Source organism: Desulfacinum infernum DSM 9756, from assembly GCF_900129305.1.
GTDB classification, from domain to species: domain Bacteria; phylum Desulfobacterota; class Syntrophobacteria; order Syntrophobacterales; family DSM-9756; genus Desulfacinum; species Desulfacinum infernum.
Genome location: NZ_FQVB01000024.1, coordinates 51,725 through 69,680, shown reverse-complemented (window position 1 = coordinate 69,680; position 17,956 = coordinate 51,725). Strand labels below are relative to the sequence as shown.

Here is a 17,956-nt window from a genome sequence, read left to right as displayed (position 1 = left end):
GACGCTTCGCGAAAGCGGAATTCGTCACCACTGGGCCACCTTGCGAACGCATCTGAGTGGCCAGGTGCGGGTGACCACCAGCATGGTCAATGACAAAGGGCAGGCCATTCACATACGACACACCTCCGAGCCGGAACCGGTTCACGTGAAAATTTACAATGCTCTCGGGCTGCCGGTACGGCCATTAAGGAGGCTGACCGTCATCGAATGAAAAATTTGTAGTGTAGAATTTGAAAGCACTCTACAACAAAATCAGTAACTTACACACAAAAGTGACAAACTTGGGCTAGGAGCTTGTCCGAAGACGCCGGGGATCGCCGGTTTTCTCGTAGCGCAGCCCTTTAGGGCTGCGGAAGGGTACCGGCAGATGGGCCATCGGGTATTTCCTCTTGCGTCGTAGGGTTACAATGGCCCTCTCCCGCAGGGCTGAAGCCCCGCGACTACGATGAGAAGGGGCTTTTCCTGCAGTGGAAGGTGGACGAGACGCCCGCGCCCCCGGGACAATTCTCGTCGCGGGGGACCCGTGACAGCGAAGGATGAGACGGACCTTTCGGGAGCAAATCACTGTAGGGGGAAGGATTATTCGCCCCTACGGTGCGCCTTCCCATGTGCCGCTGTACCGCATCCTGGAAATCGCCCCCAACACTCCCGGACGATCCCGCCACCCGGTCATGGCCGCTCGGCGGGCGCCTGCCTGGGAAGGCCCCACAGAGCCAAGAGGCCCAGAGCGATGAAGAGGAGCCCTGTTGCCAGGAACGTGGCCCGCAAACCGAAGCCGTAGGCCACCGCCGCCCCCAGCAGCGGGGCCAGGGCCCGGGAGCCGGAAATCACGGAACTGTCCAGGCCGTAGACGGATCCTTCTTCACCCGGGAGGGTGTAACCGGCCAGAAGGGCGCTCAAGGCCGGCAGGGTCCCGCCCAGGGCCGCGCCGCACGCGGCCTGAAGGAGCAGCAGCTGCCAGGCGTTTTGCACCAGACTCTGCGGCAGATAGAAGAGGCCTGTTCCGAGGGCGCACGAGACGAGAACCCGCCCGTGCCCGATCCGATCCCCCAGCCGGCCGAAGGATATGGCGGTCAAGGCCCCCATGAGCGAGGCGCTGGCGAAGACGAGGCCCGTGAAGGTGTTCACCTGGCCCCCTTCTTCCAGGAGGCTTTGAATGAAGAAAGGGGCCACGGGGACGATCATCATCCGCCCCAGGTACGTCATGAACCGCAGCACATAGGCCATGGAAACCCCGGGCCGGGCCAGCACCCGGCGCCAGCCGTTCCAAAGCTCCTCCCTCAGTCCCAGGCGAGTCTTTTCTTCGGGCGGGCGGAAAACCTCCCGAACCCCCAGGGCGACCAACATCCCGGCCGCGGCCAGCAAGGCGGCGGTGACCTTGAAGGCCGCCCGGTATCCCCACAGGTCCGCCAGGATACCTCCCAGTAGGGGCCCCACGGCAATCCCTGCGGTGAGCCCCACCTGGAGCACTCCCATGGCGTAGCCGATGCGGCGGCGCGGAACCGACGCGGCCACCAACGCATTGGCGGCGGAGATGGTGCCCGTGATCATTCCCTGCACCGCGCGAAGAGCCACCAGCTCCTCGGCGGAACGCACGTAGGCCATGGCCAAGAGCACCAAGGCTCCGCCGAAAAGGGATCGCTGGACCATGAGCTTGCGGCCGAACCGGTCCGCCAACCCGCCCCAGACGGGAGAGGCCACCATCATGGTGAGGGCCTGGGCAGAGAAGACGAGCCCGGCCAGCCAGTTGCGATTCACCCCCCAGACGGAACCCAATTCCTGGACATAGAGCGGGAGAAAGGGAAAAATGACCGAGAAGCCCACCGCCGAGAGCAGCTGGGCCACGAACATGATCCATAGAGTCCGCCGCCATTGGATGTCTTCACTCTGATCGGTCAATGGAAGCCAGCCCCTTTCTTATCCGCCAAAACCGATTGGAAAAAACCTCCAAGACCCTTCCGCCCGCCTTCCGTCAACTGGCAGGAGCAGTCTACCCACTTTGGGCGGCGAGGCAAGGCCCCCGGGGCCGAGACCCGAGCGTGGCGTTCGAAACTTCACGTGTTTCGGTGGTCGCCTTTGCTTGACAGCGGGCCCGTTTGTGACTAAATGCAGGGGAAATTGCAAAATTGAAAGAGAGGAGCGCCTGATGGTTCAAATCACCCCAAAAGCTGAAGAGGTCCTGAAGCAGTATTTTCAGGACAAGGAAGTGAGTCCGATTCGGATTTTCCTGCAACAGGGAGGATGAAGCGGTCCGTCGCTGGCAATGGTTCTGGATGAACCTACGGAAGCGGACGAGGTTTTCAAGGTCAACGGTTTTACCATGGTGGTCAACAAGTCCCTGCTGGACCTGACCAAGGCTCTGACGGTGGATTTCGTGGATCAGGGCATTGTGTCCGGTTTCAGAGTCTTGTCCGAAGTACCCATCGGCGGGGGCGGTTGCGGAACCTCCTGCAGTTGCTGATCCGGCTCATCGCCTCGAAAACGCCCGGGCGGAATCCCCCATGGGGGTTCCGCCCTTTTTTTGAAAGTTCCCCTGCACCCCCATGACCCCTGCCCCATGACCCCTGCGGAGGATTCGTCCCGAAGAAATTCAGAGGAAGGACCTCAATACCGGCGGGAGCGCAGGATGGTAAAGACCAGCCAGAGCCCCAGAACGCCGGAGACCAGGTACCCGATGATCCCCAAGGCGGGATAACCGAACAGGAAAGGCTTGACCCCCGTCGTGATGATCATGGAAGAGCCGATGATCATGGCGGCGATGATGAGAGCCAAGGTCAGCCGGTTGGACATGTTGTCCAGCGTGCGGCGCAGGTCCCCCAGATTTTCATGGCGAAAGCGGACCTCCAGGTCCCCCCGCTGGATCTTGTCGAGTATCCGCAGAAAGCGCGGCGGCACGTCCCGCTGCATCTGGGCCACGTGACGGAGACTTCGGCGCACGCCGCGAAGCAGCTCCGCGGGCCTCCATCGCTCGGCGGCCAGACGTCTGACCTGCCCTTCGGCCTCCTTCACCACGTTCAGATCGGGGGCCAGCTCCCTGGCCGTGCCCTCCGCGGTGATGAGGGAGCGAATCATCATGGCCAGATCCGATGGGAGGTACAGACGGTAGTCCCGCAACAGGTTGGCCATGTCCATGAGGAGGGAGCCCAGGTCGAACTGGCGCAGGGGCACGCCGTGGTACGCATCCAGCAGATCCAACAACTCCCGGTGGATGAGCTCGTAAGTTTCGTCGTGGCCGCCGCGGGCGAACGCCATGAGGATCTCCAGGACCCGTTCGCTGTCCTTTCCCACGATGGCGTGGATCAGATCGATCAGCTCGTGACGCACGGGACGCGTCAACCGCCCCACCATGCCCCAGTCCAGGAAGCAGAGGCGCCCGTCTTCGGTCACCAGGATATTGCCCGGATGCGGATCGGCGTGAAAGAAACCGTCTTCCAGGATCTGCTTGATCATGGCCTGAAGGCCCCTGCGCGCCAATGCCTCGCGCACTTCCAGGCCGTCTGCGCCAATCACCTCCGCCAGGCGCCGCCCCCGGATCAGCTCCATGGTGAGCATCTGCCGGGTGCAGTAGGCGTCTACCACAGCCGGAGCGAAGACGTCCGTCAGGTGCTGAAAGTTGGTTCGGAAAATGCGGATGTTCCGGGCCTCCAGCGTGAAATCCAATTCCCTCAACATGGATCGACGCAGCTCCTGCGCCAGCTTCGGAAGCTCATAGACCTGGAAATCCTCCATGCGTGAGTGAATCTCGTTGGCAATGACCTCCAGAATATAGAGATCCTTCTTGATCACCTGACGAATGCCCGGCCTCTGCACCTTGACGGCAACGGGAAGGCGCTCCTCCCGCAAGACGGCCCTGTGCACCTGGGCCATGGACGCGGAAGCGAGGGGCTGCTCCTCGAACTGGACAAAGACCTCTTCCAGAGGCCTCTCCAGCCCCTTTTCCACAACGGTTTTCACTTGCGAAAAAGGCACCGGGGCCACCTCGTCGCGGAGCTTTCGGAGTTCCCGGATCAGGGAATAGGGAATGAGGTCCGGACGCAGGCTCATCATCTGCCCGAACTTGATGAAGGTGGGGCCCAGATCCTCCAAGGCATGGCGAATCCGCTCCCAGGTGGTCATGGCCGCCTTGGCGGGATCACGCGGGCCCAGCAGGCGCCGGGCGGGGAAGCCCAGCCGGTCCAGGATGTCGTCGAAACCGTAACGGATCAGGATAACGGCAATGTCCTTGAACCGCCCCAGATGGGTGATGGCCCTGAATTCCACCGGCTTCTCTCCCCGGCATTACGACGGGTTTTCGGACGACATCCGTTCTTCCAGCATGGCCAGGCGGGCTTCCAGATTCTCCAGACGGTCCTTCAGGGCCTCCACTTCGCGGCGCCGTGCCAGATCCAGGCGATCCACCGCCTTTTTGACGGCTTCGGAGAGCGAACCCTGGATCTCCTCCCAGTGTTTCTCGCCGCTTTCGATGAGTTCTTCCGCCAGTTTTTCCGCCTCTTCCCGGGAAAGCTTCCCTTCCTCCACCAGGGCGCGGGTGGCCTTTTCCACACGTTCCTTGGTAACCACCGCAGCCCCCAGGCTGGCCATGAGACTCTTCTTGATCAATTCCAGCATGACGGTCCTCCTTGCCCGCTCCTTACAGCGGAAGCCATACACGAAAAATGAAGGCTTGGTCCCGGAAAAGCATCCCTCTTTTCGGACAAGTCCCTTGGAGGCTGTCCGACAATGGCCCTCCGACTTACAAGGCCGAGGAATTTTGGTCCTCCTCGTAGCCGCGGGGCTTCAGCCCCGCGGAAAGGCTCATCGCAACTCCATGAAGTAACAGAAAATTCGCGATGGCCTATCCGACGGCCGCGGGTTCCTACGCAGCCCTAAAGGGCTGCGCTACGAGGAAAAAGGTCGCCCGCGGCGTTCAACGCCCATTCGTCATCCCCGCGAAGCTTGTTCACGGCTTGAACGGGGAGCGGGGATCCAGAATTTCCAGTAAGTTATAGACTCCCGCTTGCGCGGGAGTGACGGGTGGCGGACTTTTCAGACAGCCCCCTAGCTTTCGAGGCGCACCTCCAGGTAGGCATCCCCCCTGGCGCCTCCTCCGTTTTCACCCAGCGGCCGCCCCATGTTCTTCAGGCGAAGGCGCGTTCCGCTGGTCACCCCGGCGGGGATTCGGACCGACACCCGCCGGTTGTCCAGGTGGGGAAAGGTCAACTCCACCACCGTTCCCTGCAGAGCGTCCTGAGGGTCCAAGGTGAGCCGGTAGATCACGTCCGCGTCCGGCCCGGATCCCGACGCCCCCGTGGAGGACGAACCACTCACAAACTGCAGTGCCTTGCGAAGCAGTTTCTTTCCGGCCCTCTTGCCCGCCTGCCAGAGCAGGGACGCTCCGGCCTTCAAAAGGGGCTTCACGAGAGAGGGAGGCCGCACGGGATCCGCCCCCTGGGGTCGAGCCGCACGGCCTCCCGGGTGCCCGCCCATGCCGGGGTATTCATACACACGGAACCCGCCCGGGCCGCCTCGAAAGACAAAGGTCTTCCCCCCGAAGAAGAAGTTATTGAGAAAACTCTCGTCAAAGCGGAATCCCATGCGCTCGAATTCGCGCTGCATCTCCTGGAAGATCTCCTGAGCTTGCCGGCTCATGAAAAAATCCCGAAAGATGTCCTCCTGGGTGTAGGAAAACCCGGAACCGTGCATCCCACGGCTTGCCCCTGTACGGAACCCCATGCGCCGGTACTGATCGTATTCGGCCCGCTTCCGAGGGTCGGACAGAACCCCGTAGGCTTCGTTGATCTTCTTGAAGCGCTCTTCCGCCTCCTTGTTCCCCGGGTTGCGGTCCGGATGGGTCTGCAGGGCCAGCTTCCGATAGGCCCGCTTGATCTCCTCGTCGGAGGCGTCCGGTGAAACCCCCAGGATGGCGTAGTAGTCGTTGGACGTCATGGATCCTTCCTTCCAGAACAGTGAAAGAATGTGTCATCTCAATTGGCTACATTAGGCATTCCCGAGGCGATTGGCAATGCTTGCTTGGGATGTCCAACCCGCAAGCACACTCGATTTTGGCTTGTGGAAAGGATCCCCACAGGCTAATTTTCCCACGGGGTTTTTCGAAATGTCAGCCGCCCGGCCCCTCGCCCGGGCATTCCATCCACAAGGAGGACATCCTCTGACCATGATTCGAAAAGCAGAGGGAAGCCGGCACGGGCGCCGGCAGATCGTTCCGTCTGGGGAGTTTGCCGTTCGACGGGCCGGGGAGGGCGTCCTGGAGGCCTACCTGGGCACCTGTGTGGGCGTGGCCATATGGGACGAACAGGCCCAAGTGGGCGGAATCTATCACGCCTTGTTGGGGGAACCCCTGAGCCCGGGCATGGAGTCTCACAACCCATGCCGTTACGCCGTCTCCGGACTTCCTCTTTTCATGGAAGCCCTGCTGGAAAACGGGGCCGATCCAAGGAATCTTAAAGCCGCGGTGGCCGGGGGAGCCATTGTGGGCCCGTCGGACGAAGTCCGCATCGATCTGCAGATAGGATCCAAGACCCTGGAAAAAGTCACGTCCTATCTCTCGGCGACCAACATCCCCGTGGTTCTTTCCGAGACCGGCGGGACCTTCACCTGCGCTCTGTGCCTCGACTGCCGAACCTGGCAACCGGACATCCAGCCCATCGGAACCCATTTTGCCCCCCCGTCTTCCCAGCGGCCGTCCGCTCCGTTGGGAAAGGAAGCCCTGCCCGATCTGCTGGAGCAGGTGCGCCCCATCCCCCAGACCGCCTTCAAGATTTTCAATCTGCTTCGTACCGACACCTACGACATCAGCGAAGTGAGTCGGGAGATCGGCCGGGACCAGGTTCTGGCAGCCAGGTTGCTCGGCCTGTGCAATTCACCTCTTTACGGCACCTCCGAAAAGATCACCTCTCTCAACCGTGCCGTCGTGCGCCTGGGAGAAAGACGCATCCTCCAGATCGCCTTTTCCGTTTTTCTTTCCTCCGTGTTCCCATCGGGTCCCGGTGGCTACTCCCTTTGCAAAGGAGGGCTCTTCCAGCACTCGGTGGGAACCGCCCTGATCGCCGAGTTCCTGACCAGGACCACGGGGGGATCGCCCGGAAAGGCCTATACGAACGGGCTGCTCCACGACATCGGGAAGGTGGTTCTGGACCAGGCGGTGGTTACCCAGGCTCCCTTGTTCTATCGAAAAGCGATGAGTGCGGAAGGATCGCTCGTTTCGGTGGAACGGGAAATCTTCGGCACGGATCACACCCAGGCCGGAGGCGCCTTGGCCCTGCACTGGGGCCTGCCGGCTGGAACCATCCAAGCCGTGAGCCGCCATCACGATGAGGCTTTCGCCCATTCGGGCGATACCGATGCGGCCGTCCTCGTTCTGGCCGATTTCATCGCCAACAGGTTTCTGAGCGGCACGCAGCTGGAGCGGATGGATCCGGAGCTGGTGGTTTTGAGTCTGAAAAGGTTGGGCATCGGTGCCGGCGAGTTGGAGCGGATCGTGGAAGTCCTCCCGCTGGAAGCCATCCGGAGCCACGCGGCGGGGTTTTGACCGCGCTGGATCTCGCAATGGAAAACGGGGGCGCAGGAGCGCCCCCGTTCACCGCTTCCCCCGAGACATCTACGGGACGAAAGGGGAGTGCAGACTGTTATTGGGCCTGGGAAGGGAGCGCCGCGGAACCGTAGAAGCCGGGCCCGAACCCCATGCCCATGTGCCGCCCATGCCGCCCGCCCGCACCATAGCCGCACGGGACCCCGGCTTTCTGGGCCTTTTCCCAGATCTGGAGGCGGAGCTGGTGCATCTCGCGGGCCACCCGGCCCACTTCCGCCGGGTCCGCGTCCGGATTGCTCAGCAACTGACGATAGGTCAACTGCTTCTGGTAGAGCTCGTTCCGGAGCGGGCCGACCTCCTGTGCGTAGGCTTGGACTTGGGGATCCGACGCCGTCCAGCACGGCCCCCAACCGCCCCCTTGGCCGCGCCACGCCCAGGCCGACGAAACCGTAAGACCCACCAAGACAACCAAAACGATACCTACCATTTTCCTCATGACTGGACTCCTTTCGATTCACGTGTGAACTGTCCTTACCCTCGTTCTTTCCGGTGGAGCGCTCCGTACGCCTTGGAATAGGGCAATCCGTGTGCCATCCGGAAATCGGCTGGAGCCACCCTCACCTTCATGAAGTAAATGCAAGCAGTTAGACCTCTCCCTTCCGCCTCGGAACCACCCTTTCCTCGCGGGCTGAGGGTGGGTAAAAGGAATGCAGGAGCCGGCCTCGTTCCCACCCCCTGGATCAAAAAGACCCATGTTGCGGAGGCCTTCCGCGCTCAAGCAAACGGCCGGATCAACCGATATCTTCTTTCAGGAGATTGCCGCTCCGTTCCTGATCTCTCGCTCGGGAGGAGACAGCCATGGAAGCTGTGGATCAGACAAGAGAACCTGCACAGCCGGCGGGCCCCTTGCCCCGCTTGGACGGATGCCGTATGCTTCTGGTGGACGACGAACCCAACCTGCTGGAGGTGGGCGAGCAACTGTTGAGCCTCCAGGGAATCCGGGCGCTCACGGCTTCCAGCGGCGAAGAAGCCCTGGAGATCCTGAGGAGCACCCGTCCCCTCCCCGATTGCATCATCTTGGACCTCAATATGCCGGGAATGGGCGGTGCCGGTTGCCTCCGGGAGATAATCCATGCTTGGCCCGACCTTCCCGTGATCGTCTCCACGGGTTATCTGGAAACGGAAACGCGCTCCCGGCTCCTGGCCATGGGAGCCTTCGATTGTGTGGAAAAACCCTACCGATTCGAAACCGTTCTGGATATGGCTCGCCGGGCCCTTTGGGTCAAACAAGGGAGCCGATAAGAAACGCCACGCCAGGGAACGGAAAGGAGCTAGCATGTTGATTCTGGGCATCAGTGGAAGCCCCCGCAAGGAGAAGGTTTCGGGCACTTACCGGCTGGTTCGAAGAGTCCTGGAAGCTACCGGGCTGGATTACGAGCTCATCAGCCTTCGCAAGAAGGACATTCGAGGCTGCATCGCCTGCCTGGGGTGCGCCAAGGACAACGTGTGCAAGGTGGAAGACGACTTGGCGCCTCTTCGGGAAAAGATCGTGGCTGCAGATGCTTTCGTCATCGGGGCTCCCAACTACTATTCGGGTATCAACGCCCTCACCCACGCCTTCCTGGAGCGCTGGTTCCAGTTCCGGCACCAGGAGGGAAACCTGCTTTGGGGCAAGCTGGCCGTGACCGTGGGGGTGGGTGGCACCAAGGGACACTTCCCCGCCGACGACCTGGAAAGATTCCTGGCCTACAACTTCATCGAAACGGTGGCCAAGGTTTCGGCCCGGGGAGCCGCATCCTGTTATACCTGCGGCTATGGAGACTCCTGCAAGGTGGGGATTCCCTATTTGCTGGGAGGAGAAGAAGGTCAGAAATTCACCGAAGAGACCATCCCCGACGTGGAAAAGGACCCGGCGTGCCTTCAGGCCGCGGACGAGGCGGGAAGACTTCTGGCCAAGCGTCTCACTCAGGGTCACGATCGCAACGCCGTCACCCTCAAGATGCAACAGGCCATGATGGCCAAGTTCTCCGAAACGGCCTAGCCAACCCCCAAACCCAATCTTCCTCGCCGAAGTCGGTCACCCAAGAACCCTTCAGGGTAGGGGCGAAAAATCTTTCGCCCCTACCCTTCGACGTGTCCTCGGGACTCTTCGGGGAGGCGTGCCCGATATGGGCGTCCATTCTCGGTTCCACGCCACTAGAGATCCTTCTTCATCATGTAGAAGCTGGTGTCGTCCGAATTGATGGTGACCATGCGCTGGATGCGGAACCCGAATTTTTCGTAGAGTTTTACCGCTCCGGAAGAGATGATCTTCACATCCAATTCCACGTTCCGGATGCCCTTTTCGCGGAATTGATCCAGGGCTCCTTGCACCAGAGCGGAAGCCACGCCCCGGCCTCTCGCTTCCGGGTGCACGGCCACCTTGAGGATGGTAGCCTTCCGGTCCTTTTCCTTGCAGGTGGCGGCCAGGTATCCCCGAATCGCGCCGTCGTCGTAGACCAGGAAAAAATCCGACAAGGCGTTTTCCAAATAATAGCGCGTCCAGGGGTTGGAAAAGGACAGGGTTTCGATCTCCAGCACCCTGTCCACATCGGTTTCCCGGGCGTGGCGAACCATGGAAACATCCTTTCGCGTTCATGGGCCGACTGGGTCCTGAAAGAAATCCTCCAGGGGCCGTACCGCGTGCCTCAGGGCGCCGGAATCGACCAGCTCCATAAAGGCCTCCGCCATGTCCATGGATCTTCGCAGGACCGCCCGCCAGAAGGCCAGCCGTTCCGAATCCTTTCCCGCGAAGGTCCAAAAATCCCGGCGGTCCGGAATGCGCCCATAGGGGAGGCTTTCCATAAACCGCCGGGAAGGAACCATCAGGAAGAGGTTTTTCGTTCCCTGAGAATCCGGGCGCCGCAGGGGGAAGCGCTTGTCGAACCAGCCGGGTACCAGCCGTCGGGCGTAGTGGGGGTAAAAAACGATCTCATCCGGCCCGACCCGGACGGGGACCGTCAGATGGTAGTCCACCAGGCCCCCGTCCCAGTAGGGGCCCGGGGGAGCCCCGGGGATGCGACGCACTCCCTCCATGAGAAGCGGGATGGATCCGGAGGCGAGCAGGGCTGAACGCGTGTTGCGAGGATTCAAGGGAACCGTGCGGACGGGAAAAGCGCCGTTGTCAAGGGCTTGGGAAAATTCACTTTTCGGGTGGCAAAAGTAAACCCGCTCGAAGAACCTCAGAAGAGCTTTTCGATGGAGCGCGTTGGCTCCGTAGGCGATCCCCAGCCCCAGGGAAAGCGCCGGCCTCTTGGCTACGGACAGTAAACCGCGTCCCCGCGCCGTGGCCACGTGCAGCCGGATGACAGGATTTTCCGCGATCTCCCGAGCTGCCGCGTCCGGAACCAGGCGGGAGAGCACTCCCCCCAGCACCCGGCTCACCTCCCGGGCCGTGGGATCGGAGCTGTAGCTTTGGGCCAGATAGGCCTCCAGGAAGGAATCCAGGGCTTCCCCGGGATTTCGGCGGCTGTAGGCGGCGAAACGCCACGACCCAATGGATGATCCCACCAGGTTCAGGGGCGTCCCCCGTCCGGGCAGCCATTCCCGACAGACGGCCCGATCCAGCCCGTAGAGCACCAGCCATTTGGGCCCGCCGGCGGCCCCCAACATCCACCGAACCTTGTGGAAAGAAAAACCCGCGTCACGAATCGCGGGCAGGATTGCCGGCCCCGCATAGCATTCCACCATCCCGTGCATGCAAGCGATCCTTTCCATCACATCGACAGGACTTGTGAAAAAGAGTATAACACGGAGGATCTAAAAACCCAGCCCTGACGGGATAACACGAACCGGGATCCCCCACCATCCCGGAAACGGCCCGGGAAGACCGTCCGCCAAGTCGAGATAGAGCCTCGATGGGCTACGGGGCGGAGCACCGCGAGGCACGACAAGTCCTCATGGAGGCTTGCTCCGCTCCCCAATGAAGGCAAAACGGCTACTCTTTCGCCTTGAGCTCCTCGAGAGAACCAGGAAGAGACAGCATGTCCCACACAGCCCTCCAAACCGTCACCGTGGCCGTCGTCTTCGGCGTGGCCGCCACCCTGCTGGGGCGTCGGCTGCGCATTCCCCCCATTCTCTTCTTTCTGGTGCTAGGGGTTCTTCTGGGTCCCCTGGGGCTCGGCTGGATTCGGCCGGAATCGCTGGGAAACGGTCTGGTGGTGCTGGTGGAAATCATGGTGGCCGTGATCCTCTTCGAGGGTGGACTCAGCTTGTCCACCCACAGCTTCCGCAAGGCCGGGGCCGCCATCCGGAGAATGCTGCTCATCAGCATCCCACTCACCGGTTTGGGGGCCGCCGCCCTGGGCCACGCCGTCCTGGATCTTCCCTGGCCCAAGGCCCTCTTTTTCGGGGCCCTCATCGTGGTGACCGGCCCCACGGTGGTGGGATCCCTTCTCAAGGCCGTGTCTCTGAACGTACCCTTGCGGAGTCTTCTCAACTGGGAGTCCATCTGGGGGGACGTGCTGGGAGTGCTTCTCAGCGCGGTGGCCCTGAAATGGATCCTTCCGGGGCCGGCTCACGGGCCGGAAAGGATCGGATTGCTGTTCGCCGAACGCCTCTTTCTGGGCGTCTTCGTGGGTGTGCTGGGCGGCGAGGTCTTGCGTCGATGGATCTTTCCGTTTGTCACGCGCTTGAAGGATCCGGCCCTTCCCGGCGTGACAGCCTTTGCCGCCGCGCTGGGCGTCTTCTATCTGTCGAACCGGTTGGCTGAGAACTCCGGCCCCTTGGCGGCGGCCATGGCCGGTTTGGTTTTGTCGGTCAGAAAGGCGCCGGCCATCGAGGACATTCGGCATTTCAAGGAACAGATCTCCATCGTCTTGATCGGAAGCATCTTTGTGATGCTTTCCTCGACCATCGATCCCCTGACCGTCATGGACCATTGGCCCGGGATGCTGGCCGTGGCGTTCCTTTTGGGCGCCGTGGTTCGCCCGGCATCCGTCCTGGCCGGCCTGTCCGGAAGCCCCCTTCCCTGGCGGGAAAGGCTCTACGCGGGGATCGTGGGCCCCCGGGGGATCGTGGCCCTGGCCACGGTGGCCTATGCGGATATTCTGCTGAAAGGCGACCCGGTCATGCCCGTCATTACCAACCTCACCTTTGCTATTATCTTCTTTTCCGGCGCCTTCGCCACCTTGGTCGGACGCCCCCTGGCCTCCCTGCTGGACGTGGCGGTCCCCTCCAGCGGCTTGGGCATTCTCATCGTGGGCATTCATCCCTTGAGCTCGGAGATCGCCCGGTTCGCGTCCCAGCGGATCCCGGTGGCCTTTTTGGATACGAACCCTTCCGCCTGTTCCCTGGCCCAGGGCTTCGGCCACGAGACGGTGTGCGCCGACGTATTGGACAGCCATGTTTATGAGGAGGCGCTGGAACAAGGCTACGGCAGGCTGCTGGCCGTCAGCACCGACGATGCCCTGAATCAGCTGGTGACCCAGGCGGCCGCCGTTCACCTGGGGCCGGACCATGTCTTTCGGGCCCAGGCCGATGCGGCCGGGGACCCCCTTCTCATCGAGACGCCGCTTCCGCCCCGAAAGGCGTTCGGATCCGACTTCACGGTCCGGGAAGCGCTCCGCCGGTTGTCGGACGGAAGGGCGTCGCTGGAAGTGATGCCGGTCTCGCCCGGTTTGCCCGATCGCGTGATGCCTCTCGTTGTTTGGACGGAAGACGGAAAGGGCGTAGAGATCGTTCGACCCGGAAGAACCTTTCGCGGGACCGCCCTCTGCCTTGTGCCGTCGACTCCGGACTCCGTCAGCTCAAAGGACACTTAATCAGGAGGCTTTCGTTGACCTGCATTGGACGATTCTCTCTCAGGGTGCGCTTCGGAAGGGCAGGCATAAAGCACGTCCCTCCAAGATCGCAATGCCCCTCGGGTAGGAGCGGGGTTTATCCCCGCCCGCTCATCCCGCGGTGACAGAAAAACCGATGGGAAAATCGCTCAGTTCAGGTTCCAAGTAAGGCTTACCCTTGTTTGTCTCTGCCTGTCGCGGTGGCGGCGGATGGATGTGGCGGTGTGAACGGAACACCGTGATGGTCAACGGGAAAGAGAAGAGCGCTGGAAGGCCGATGCCGTTCGGAGAGAGGGAGACGGAGATGAGGATTCTTTCGCTGGCGCCCACGCAAACGGAAATCCTGGGCTGGCTCGGCGCCGCCAACGAGATGATCGGTCGTTCGGAAGATTGCGATTATCCGCCCGGGGTCCTTCAAGAAGTGCCCTCCTTCGGCACGTGGGCCTCTCCCGACCTCACCGCCGTTCTGAAGGCGCAGCCGGATCTGGTCTGCACCTTCGGAAAGCACCAGGAAGAGGTGGCATCCTGGCTGGAGGAACAAGGACTGGAGGTCTTTCACAGCGATCCTCCCACCGTGGCCGATTCCCTGGCGGCCATGGAGTCGCTGGCGCGGCGGATCGGGCGCGAAAAAACGGGGGAGGCGGCCGTCCGATCCTTGAAAAACCGACTGGAAAAGGCGCGGGAGGCCGCGGCGAGCACAACGACGGACAGGCGCCGCCCGCGGGTCCTTCGCATCATGCACTGGGAACCACTGATCACGGTGGGGCCCGGATCCTTCCAGCACGATGTGATTAGCATGGCGGGAGGCGCCAATATCTTCGAAGGAGATGACGTTGCCCCCTATGTGCGGGTGGATCCGGAACGGGTGGTTTCCTGGAATCCCGACGTGGTTTTCTTCTGCGAACCCTTCATCCTCAAGGAACTGCAACGCAGCTCGGCCTGGTCCGCCTGCAACGCCGTGAAGCAAGGCCACATCCACGTCTTCGATTGCGGCCTCACCTGCCGATCCGGTCCCCGCATCGTGGACATGGTGGAAGTCTTGGCACAGGTCGTCCAGAACTGGGCTGGGAGATGAGAAATTCCCCCGGTGGTTCGTCCCCGGCCGGTCATCACGGGGAGGACAATAAGACGTGGGAGCGGCCTTGGCCGCGTTTCGGACTGGCTGCTACGAACTTTCGTCCGGGAGCGCCTGGGGCTCCCACGGGCGGGGCTCCAGAGAACAGACGCGACGCCTGTCCGCCAAGACAATGAGGTCCTTGAGGGCCTGGGCGTTCCGTGCGCGGCGCCATCGGCTGTCGAATTTGGGATCCTGAAGAACCTGGGCGAGGGCGGCCACGGCTTTGAGCTGGAAGTCTTTTTCGTCCGATCCCACCAGAAAAAAGAAGAGGGCGTGCAGCGGTGCCGCAGCCCCGGGAAAGGAGATTCCAGCCCGACTGCGCACCAAGACCACGTCGAACACGTCCGGGCGGCTCGCAGCCGCCTCGGCCACCCCGATGCCCTCAAAGATTTCAACAAATTTGACCCGTGGCTCCTCGCCCTCCAGATCCTCGACGCCTAGAGGCCGATCCAACCCCCTTTCCAACAGCGCCGGATTGAGCTCCCGAAGCAACTCCTCGACCCCGTGAATCCGCCCCAGATCAACCACATGGGAGGCCTCGATAATGCGATCGAAGCGGTCCAGGCACATTTCATCGCGCTGGCGAATGATCTCTTTCAGCTCCGACTCCAGGGCGTTGCGCACCACCTTGCGAGCCGACATCCGCTCCAGGATGTGCAAGAGAGCGTATTCCCGTTCCTGTTTCAATCGGCCGTAAAACCAGAAGAAGACGAGACCTGCGCCCACAAAGATCAAGCCGATGAGAAACGTTTGCAGGCCGATCTCGGCAAGGAGGAATAGGATGCCGGCAAGACTGGTGATCTGGAGCCAAGGGTACCAAGGGGCTCGAAAGGTCGGACGGTAATTGTGGATGCGGCTTTCACGAAGGATGATGACGCAAGCGTTGGTCAATGCCTGCGTCAAGAGAATCACCATGGAAGCCATCTTGACGAGGGATTCCAAGGGGACAAAAAAGAGGCCGATGAGGAAGGCCCCGGTGGTGAGCACCGCCGGCACGGGGGTTTGCGTCCCGGGGTGCACACGCCCGAAGAATGTGGGCAGCAGCTCGTCCCGACTGAGGCTCAGCAGGTAACGCGAAGCCGACAGAATCCCTGCGTTGGCCGTTGTGAGAAAGGCCGTCATGGCGGCGATGGTCAGGGCGATCTCCCCGGTTTTCCCCATGACAAGCGCCGCCGCATCGCTGATGGGGGTGAGGGAATGGTCCAGGGATTCGGATCCCAGAACTCCGGACGTAACGAAGACCACGAGGCAATACACGACCACCGTGGACAGGAGGGCCAGCAGCAGCCCCAATGGGATGGTCCGGGAAGGATTCTTCACCTCCTCGGCCAGGGCGGAGATTTTCAGCAAGCCGCCGTAGGAGACGAAGACGAAGGCGGCCGTGGCCAGGACGGAGTTCCAGCCGTGTGGGGCGAACGGCACGAAATAGGACACCTGGACGCGGGGAAAACCGACAATGACATACAGCCCCATGAGACTGAGCAGAAGGACCACGAAGATCGTCTGAAACCGGCTGGATCCCTTGGTGCCCAAAAGGTTGAGCGCGGTGAAAAAGACACCCAGGCCCACCACCACAGGACGGGCATCGAAGGGCAGAAGCTTGTGGGCGAAGGCCCAAATGCCCACCAGCGCGAAGGCGCTCTTGAGGGTCAGGGCGAACCAGCTGAGCAGCCCCAGCACCGTGCCCACCGCCGGCCCCATGGCCCGAGCGATGAAAAAATAGTCCCCGCCGGCTTTCGGCATGGCGGTGACCAGTTCGATGGTGCTGAGAGCCGCCGAAGCCATCAGGCAGCCCGCCAAAAAGTAGGAAAGCAAGACGGCGGGCCCGGCCATGGCGTGGGCGATTCCGGGCAGGACGAAAATCCCGGAACTCACCATGGCACCGACGGCAATGCAGAAGATGTCCAGAACACCCAGGTGCTTGGCCAAACCCCGCCCCGACATGGACCCTGCTGCCTCCCCTTGTGGTGTGGCCCCCAAAAGACCGCGCCAGGATGATCAGACCCGGGGGCAAGAGAATCGGCCCTGGGGCGATCGCCCGTGAATCGTCGGACGACATCCGGATCCGCGGCGGGTCAGGCAACGATCAGGCCGCCGTGTCCCAGGGGGCGGCGGGTACGGTCCCGGCCATGGGCGAGCCGGACATCTTTTCCCGCCACTCGCGCTTGATGGCTTGGATCCGCCTGTCTTTGGCTTCCCAAAGATCGTTCAGCCACTGCTGAAAATGCTTTCTGAATTCCCGGTCGTTGTAGTAGTCGCCAAGGAGCTCCTGACATACCGGAATGGATTCCACGTGGACCCGAATCTCGCGCATCTTTCCGCACAGGAAGGCCCAGAAACTGGGCGGCCCCTCCGGGTAGACGATGGTGACATCCAGGATGCTGTTCAGGCGATCCCCCAAGGCCGCCATGACCAGAGCCGTTCCCGCCGCCTTGGGCCGAAGCAGGTGCTTGTAGGGGGACTTTTGGGCCAGGATTTTGGCCGCCGTGGCCCGGGTGCCCTCGGCGAAATTCATCACCGAGATGGGAATGGTCTTGAACTTTTCGCAGGCCTTGATGGTCTCCCGCAGATCGCGTCCCTTGAGGTGCGGCTTCTTTTTCAACACGGACTTGGGCGTGCGCTTCATGAAGGGAAAGTCCATGGCCCACCAGGCCAGCCCCAGGATGGGCACGTAGATGAGCTCCTTCTTGATGAAGAATTTCAGAAAGGGGATCCGGCGGAGGAAGACCTTCTGGAGCACCACGATGTCCGTCCAGCTCTGGTGATTGGCCAGCACCATGTACCAGCCCTTCCGCTGCAGCCCCTCCAGGCCGGTGACGTTCCATCGGATCTTCTTGGTCAGGGCCAGACCCGCGTTGTTCACGGCGATCCACGTCTCGGCGATGCCGTTCAGGATCCGGTCGCAAAAGGCTCGCCATTGCTTCTGAGGAATGATCCACTTGAAGAAGGCCACCATGAAAAGCGGGGTGCAGCATACCACGGTGTTCACCGACAGGAGTCCCAGGGAGACAAGGCCGTTGAGGGGCCCGGGCAACCAGTGCAGCATGGAATTTATTCCTTTCCTTGTTCTCGATCCGGATCGCGGCCAAGGCCGCTCCTGAAGCCGGTCCAAAGGCCTTCGCTTCTATTGGCGTTCCTTGGCGGTTCCCGTCCGGTCGCAGGCCCGAGCCCTGCGACCTGGAAAATTCGACGTTCAACACCGCCCATCAACCGGCTCCGGAAACGGAATAGCTTTCGTCGATGAACTGCTTCACGAACCGTTCCAGCTCCATATTGATGAGCGAACAGCGGTTACCCGCCATGCACTGCTTCACGTCGTCGATCCCCAGCTTGAAGGATGCGGTGCGGCCGTCCTTTTCCAGGGTCACGTCGTAGTTGTCGGCACCCAGGAGCTTTTCCTTCTTCACCGCAAGAAAAATCCCGAACTTGTCGATGTCCGGATAGAGTTCCCGGATCTTCGCTTCCACGTCCCGCTGTTCAAACATGCCGCTC

The 17,956-nt window shown here is 61.7% G+C and carries 16 protein-coding genes and 1 pseudogene; 7 read left to right on the top strand and 10 right to left on the bottom strand.

Going from position 1 to position 17,956, the window contains the following annotated elements; translation table 11 throughout:
- A pseudogene (locus BUB04_RS19375) lies at positions 1 to 211 on the top strand (hypothetical protein); the annotation flags it as partial.
- Positions 212 to 669: 458 nt separating this feature from the next.
- Here the strand turns inward: BUB04_RS19375 and BUB04_RS12445 are convergent.
- The gene (locus BUB04_RS12445) at positions 670 to 1,899 is read right to left on the bottom strand and encodes an MFS transporter (RefSeq protein ID WP_143156470.1); all 1,230 of its coding nucleotides are present in this window, start codon (positions 1,897 to 1,899) and stop codon (positions 670 to 672) included.
- A gap of 247 nt (positions 1,900 to 2,146) precedes the next feature.
- Between BUB04_RS12445 and BUB04_RS20205 the strand changes: the two genes are divergently transcribed.
- Entirely contained in the window at positions 2,147 to 2,461 is a 315-nt protein-coding gene (locus BUB04_RS20205; RefSeq protein WP_084076461.1) for an IscA/HesB family protein, read from the top strand.
- A gap of 143 nt (positions 2,462 to 2,604) precedes the next feature.
- Here the strand turns inward: BUB04_RS20205 and BUB04_RS12435 are convergent, their stop codons facing one another.
- From BUB04_RS12435 to BUB04_RS20115, 3 genes are all read right to left on the bottom strand, one after another.
- Positions 2,605 to 4,260, bottom strand: a complete 1,656-nt coding sequence (locus BUB04_RS12435) for an ABC1 kinase family protein (RefSeq protein ID WP_073039976.1) — start codon at positions 4,258 to 4,260, stop codon at positions 2,605 to 2,607.
- A gap of 18 nt (positions 4,261 to 4,278) precedes the next feature.
- On the bottom strand, positions 4,279 to 4,608 hold the full coding sequence (locus tag BUB04_RS12430) for a phasin family protein (RefSeq protein ID WP_073039975.1): 330 nt from the start codon (positions 4,606 to 4,608) through the stop codon (positions 4,279 to 4,281).
- 429 nt (positions 4,609 to 5,037) lie between these two features.
- On the bottom strand, positions 5,038 to 5,925 hold the full coding sequence (locus tag BUB04_RS20115; protein WP_073039973.1) for a DnaJ domain-containing protein: 888 nt from the start codon (positions 5,923 to 5,925) through the stop codon (positions 5,038 to 5,040).
- A 229-nt stretch (positions 5,926 to 6,154) separates the two neighbouring features.
- Between BUB04_RS20115 and BUB04_RS12420 the strand changes: the two genes are divergently transcribed.
- Entirely contained in the window at positions 6,155 to 7,528 is a 1,374-nt protein-coding gene (locus tag BUB04_RS12420; RefSeq protein WP_073039971.1) for an HDOD domain-containing protein, read from the top strand.
- 97 nt (positions 7,529 to 7,625) lie between these two features.
- Here BUB04_RS12420 and BUB04_RS12415 read toward each other — a convergent pair whose 3' ends face one another.
- Complete coding sequence (locus BUB04_RS12415) at positions 7,626 to 8,024, bottom strand: hypothetical protein (protein ID WP_073039969.1); 399 nt, start codon at positions 8,022 to 8,024, stop codon at positions 7,626 to 7,628.
- 362 nt (positions 8,025 to 8,386) lie between these two features.
- Here BUB04_RS12415 and BUB04_RS12410 point away from each other — a divergent pair, with 362 nt between their 5' ends.
- Positions 8,387 to 8,830 (top strand): response regulator, encoded by a 444-nt coding sequence (locus BUB04_RS12410; protein ID WP_084076459.1) that lies wholly within the window; start codon positions 8,387 to 8,389, stop codon positions 8,828 to 8,830.
- Between the two features lie 34 nt (positions 8,831 to 8,864).
- A complete protein-coding gene (locus BUB04_RS12405; protein ID WP_073039965.1) occupies positions 8,865 to 9,569 on the top strand; it encodes a flavodoxin family protein in 705 nt (234 codons plus the stop codon).
- Positions 9,570 to 9,724: 155 nt separating this feature from the next.
- Here the strand turns inward: BUB04_RS12405 and BUB04_RS12400 are convergent, their stop codons facing one another.
- Positions 9,725 to 10,144: a GNAT family N-acetyltransferase gene (locus BUB04_RS12400; RefSeq protein WP_073039963.1), complete on the bottom strand. Its 420-nt coding sequence runs from the start codon at positions 10,142 to 10,144 to the stop codon at positions 9,725 to 9,727.
- An 18-nt stretch (positions 10,145 to 10,162) separates the two neighbouring features.
- Positions 10,163 to 11,266, bottom strand: coding sequence for a patatin-like phospholipase family protein (locus tag BUB04_RS12395; RefSeq protein WP_084076458.1), 1,104 nt, complete (start codon positions 11,264 to 11,266; stop codon positions 10,163 to 10,165).
- A gap of 284 nt (positions 11,267 to 11,550) precedes the next feature.
- Between BUB04_RS12395 and BUB04_RS12390 the strand changes: the two genes are divergently transcribed.
- The gene (locus BUB04_RS12390) at positions 11,551 to 13,329 is read left to right on the top strand and encodes a cation:proton antiporter (protein WP_073039961.1); all 1,779 of its coding nucleotides are present in this window, start codon (positions 11,551 to 11,553) and stop codon (positions 13,327 to 13,329) included.
- A gap of 322 nt (positions 13,330 to 13,651) precedes the next feature.
- Complete coding sequence (locus BUB04_RS12385) at positions 13,652 to 14,422, top strand: ABC transporter substrate-binding protein (RefSeq protein ID WP_178371983.1); 771 nt, start codon at positions 13,652 to 13,654, stop codon at positions 14,420 to 14,422.
- 90 nt (positions 14,423 to 14,512) lie between these two features.
- Here BUB04_RS12385 and BUB04_RS12380 read toward each other — a convergent pair whose 3' ends face one another.
- The 3 genes from BUB04_RS12380 to BUB04_RS12370 all read right to left on the bottom strand — a co-directional run bounded on the left by BUB04_RS12380 (position 14,513) and on the right by BUB04_RS12370 (position 17,949).
- The gene (locus tag BUB04_RS12380) at positions 14,513 to 16,408 is read right to left on the bottom strand and encodes an amino acid permease (protein WP_073039957.1); all 1,896 of its coding nucleotides are present in this window, start codon (positions 16,406 to 16,408) and stop codon (positions 14,513 to 14,515) included.
- Positions 16,409 to 16,550: 142 nt separating this feature from the next.
- Complete coding sequence (gene yihG / locus BUB04_RS12375; protein ID WP_073039955.1) at positions 16,551 to 17,510, bottom strand: 1-acylglycerol-3-phosphate O-acyltransferase, YihG family; 960 nt, start codon at positions 17,508 to 17,510, stop codon at positions 16,551 to 16,553.
- A 160-nt stretch (positions 17,511 to 17,670) separates the two neighbouring features.
- A complete protein-coding gene (locus BUB04_RS12370) occupies positions 17,671 to 17,949 on the bottom strand; it encodes a hypothetical protein (protein WP_073039953.1) in 279 nt (92 codons plus the stop codon).
- Between the last annotated feature and the right edge of the window lie 7 nt (positions 17,950 to 17,956).

Excerpts from the sequence above, each read along its gene's own strand:
- BUB04_RS12390 (WP_073039961.1), top strand. The coding sequence starts at position 11,551 with ATGTCCCACACAGCCCTCCAAACCGTCACCGTGGCCGTCGTCTTCGGC.
- BUB04_RS12380 (WP_073039957.1), bottom strand. The coding sequence starts at position 16,408 with ATGTCGGGGCGGGGTTTGGCCAAGCACCTGGGTGTTCTGGACATCTTC.
- BUB04_RS12405 (WP_073039965.1), top strand. The coding sequence starts at position 8,865 with ATGTTGATTCTGGGCATCAGTGGAAGCCCCCGCAAGGAGAAGGTTTCG.
- BUB04_RS12395 (WP_084076458.1), bottom strand. The coding sequence starts at position 11,266 with ATGCACGGGATGGTGGAATGCTATGCGGGGCCGGCAATCCTGCCCGCG.
- BUB04_RS12400 (WP_073039963.1), bottom strand. The coding sequence starts at position 10,144 with ATGGTTCGCCACGCCCGGGAAACCGATGTGGACAGGGTGCTGGAGATC.
- yihG (WP_073039955.1), bottom strand. The coding sequence starts at position 17,510 with ATGCTGCACTGGTTGCCCGGGCCCCTCAACGGCCTTGTCTCCCTGGGA.
- BUB04_RS12370 (WP_073039953.1), bottom strand. The coding sequence starts at position 17,949 with ATGTTTGAACAGCGGGACGTGGAAGCGAAGATCCGGGAACTCTATCCG.
- BUB04_RS12385 (WP_178371983.1), top strand. The coding sequence starts at position 13,652 with ATGAGGATTCTTTCGCTGGCGCCCACGCAAACGGAAATCCTGGGCTGG.
- BUB04_RS12410 (WP_084076459.1), top strand. The coding sequence starts at position 8,387 with ATGGAAGCTGTGGATCAGACAAGAGAACCTGCACAGCCGGCGGGCCCC.
- BUB04_RS12420 (WP_073039971.1), top strand. The coding sequence starts at position 6,155 with ATGATTCGAAAAGCAGAGGGAAGCCGGCACGGGCGCCGGCAGATCGTT.
- BUB04_RS12430 (WP_073039975.1), bottom strand. The coding sequence starts at position 4,608 with ATGCTGGAATTGATCAAGAAGAGTCTCATGGCCAGCCTGGGGGCTGCG.
- BUB04_RS20115 (WP_073039973.1), bottom strand. The coding sequence starts at position 5,925 with ATGACGTCCAACGACTACTACGCCATCCTGGGGGTTTCACCGGACGCC.
- BUB04_RS12415 (WP_073039969.1), bottom strand. The coding sequence starts at position 8,024 with ATGAGGAAAATGGTAGGTATCGTTTTGGTTGTCTTGGTGGGTCTTACG.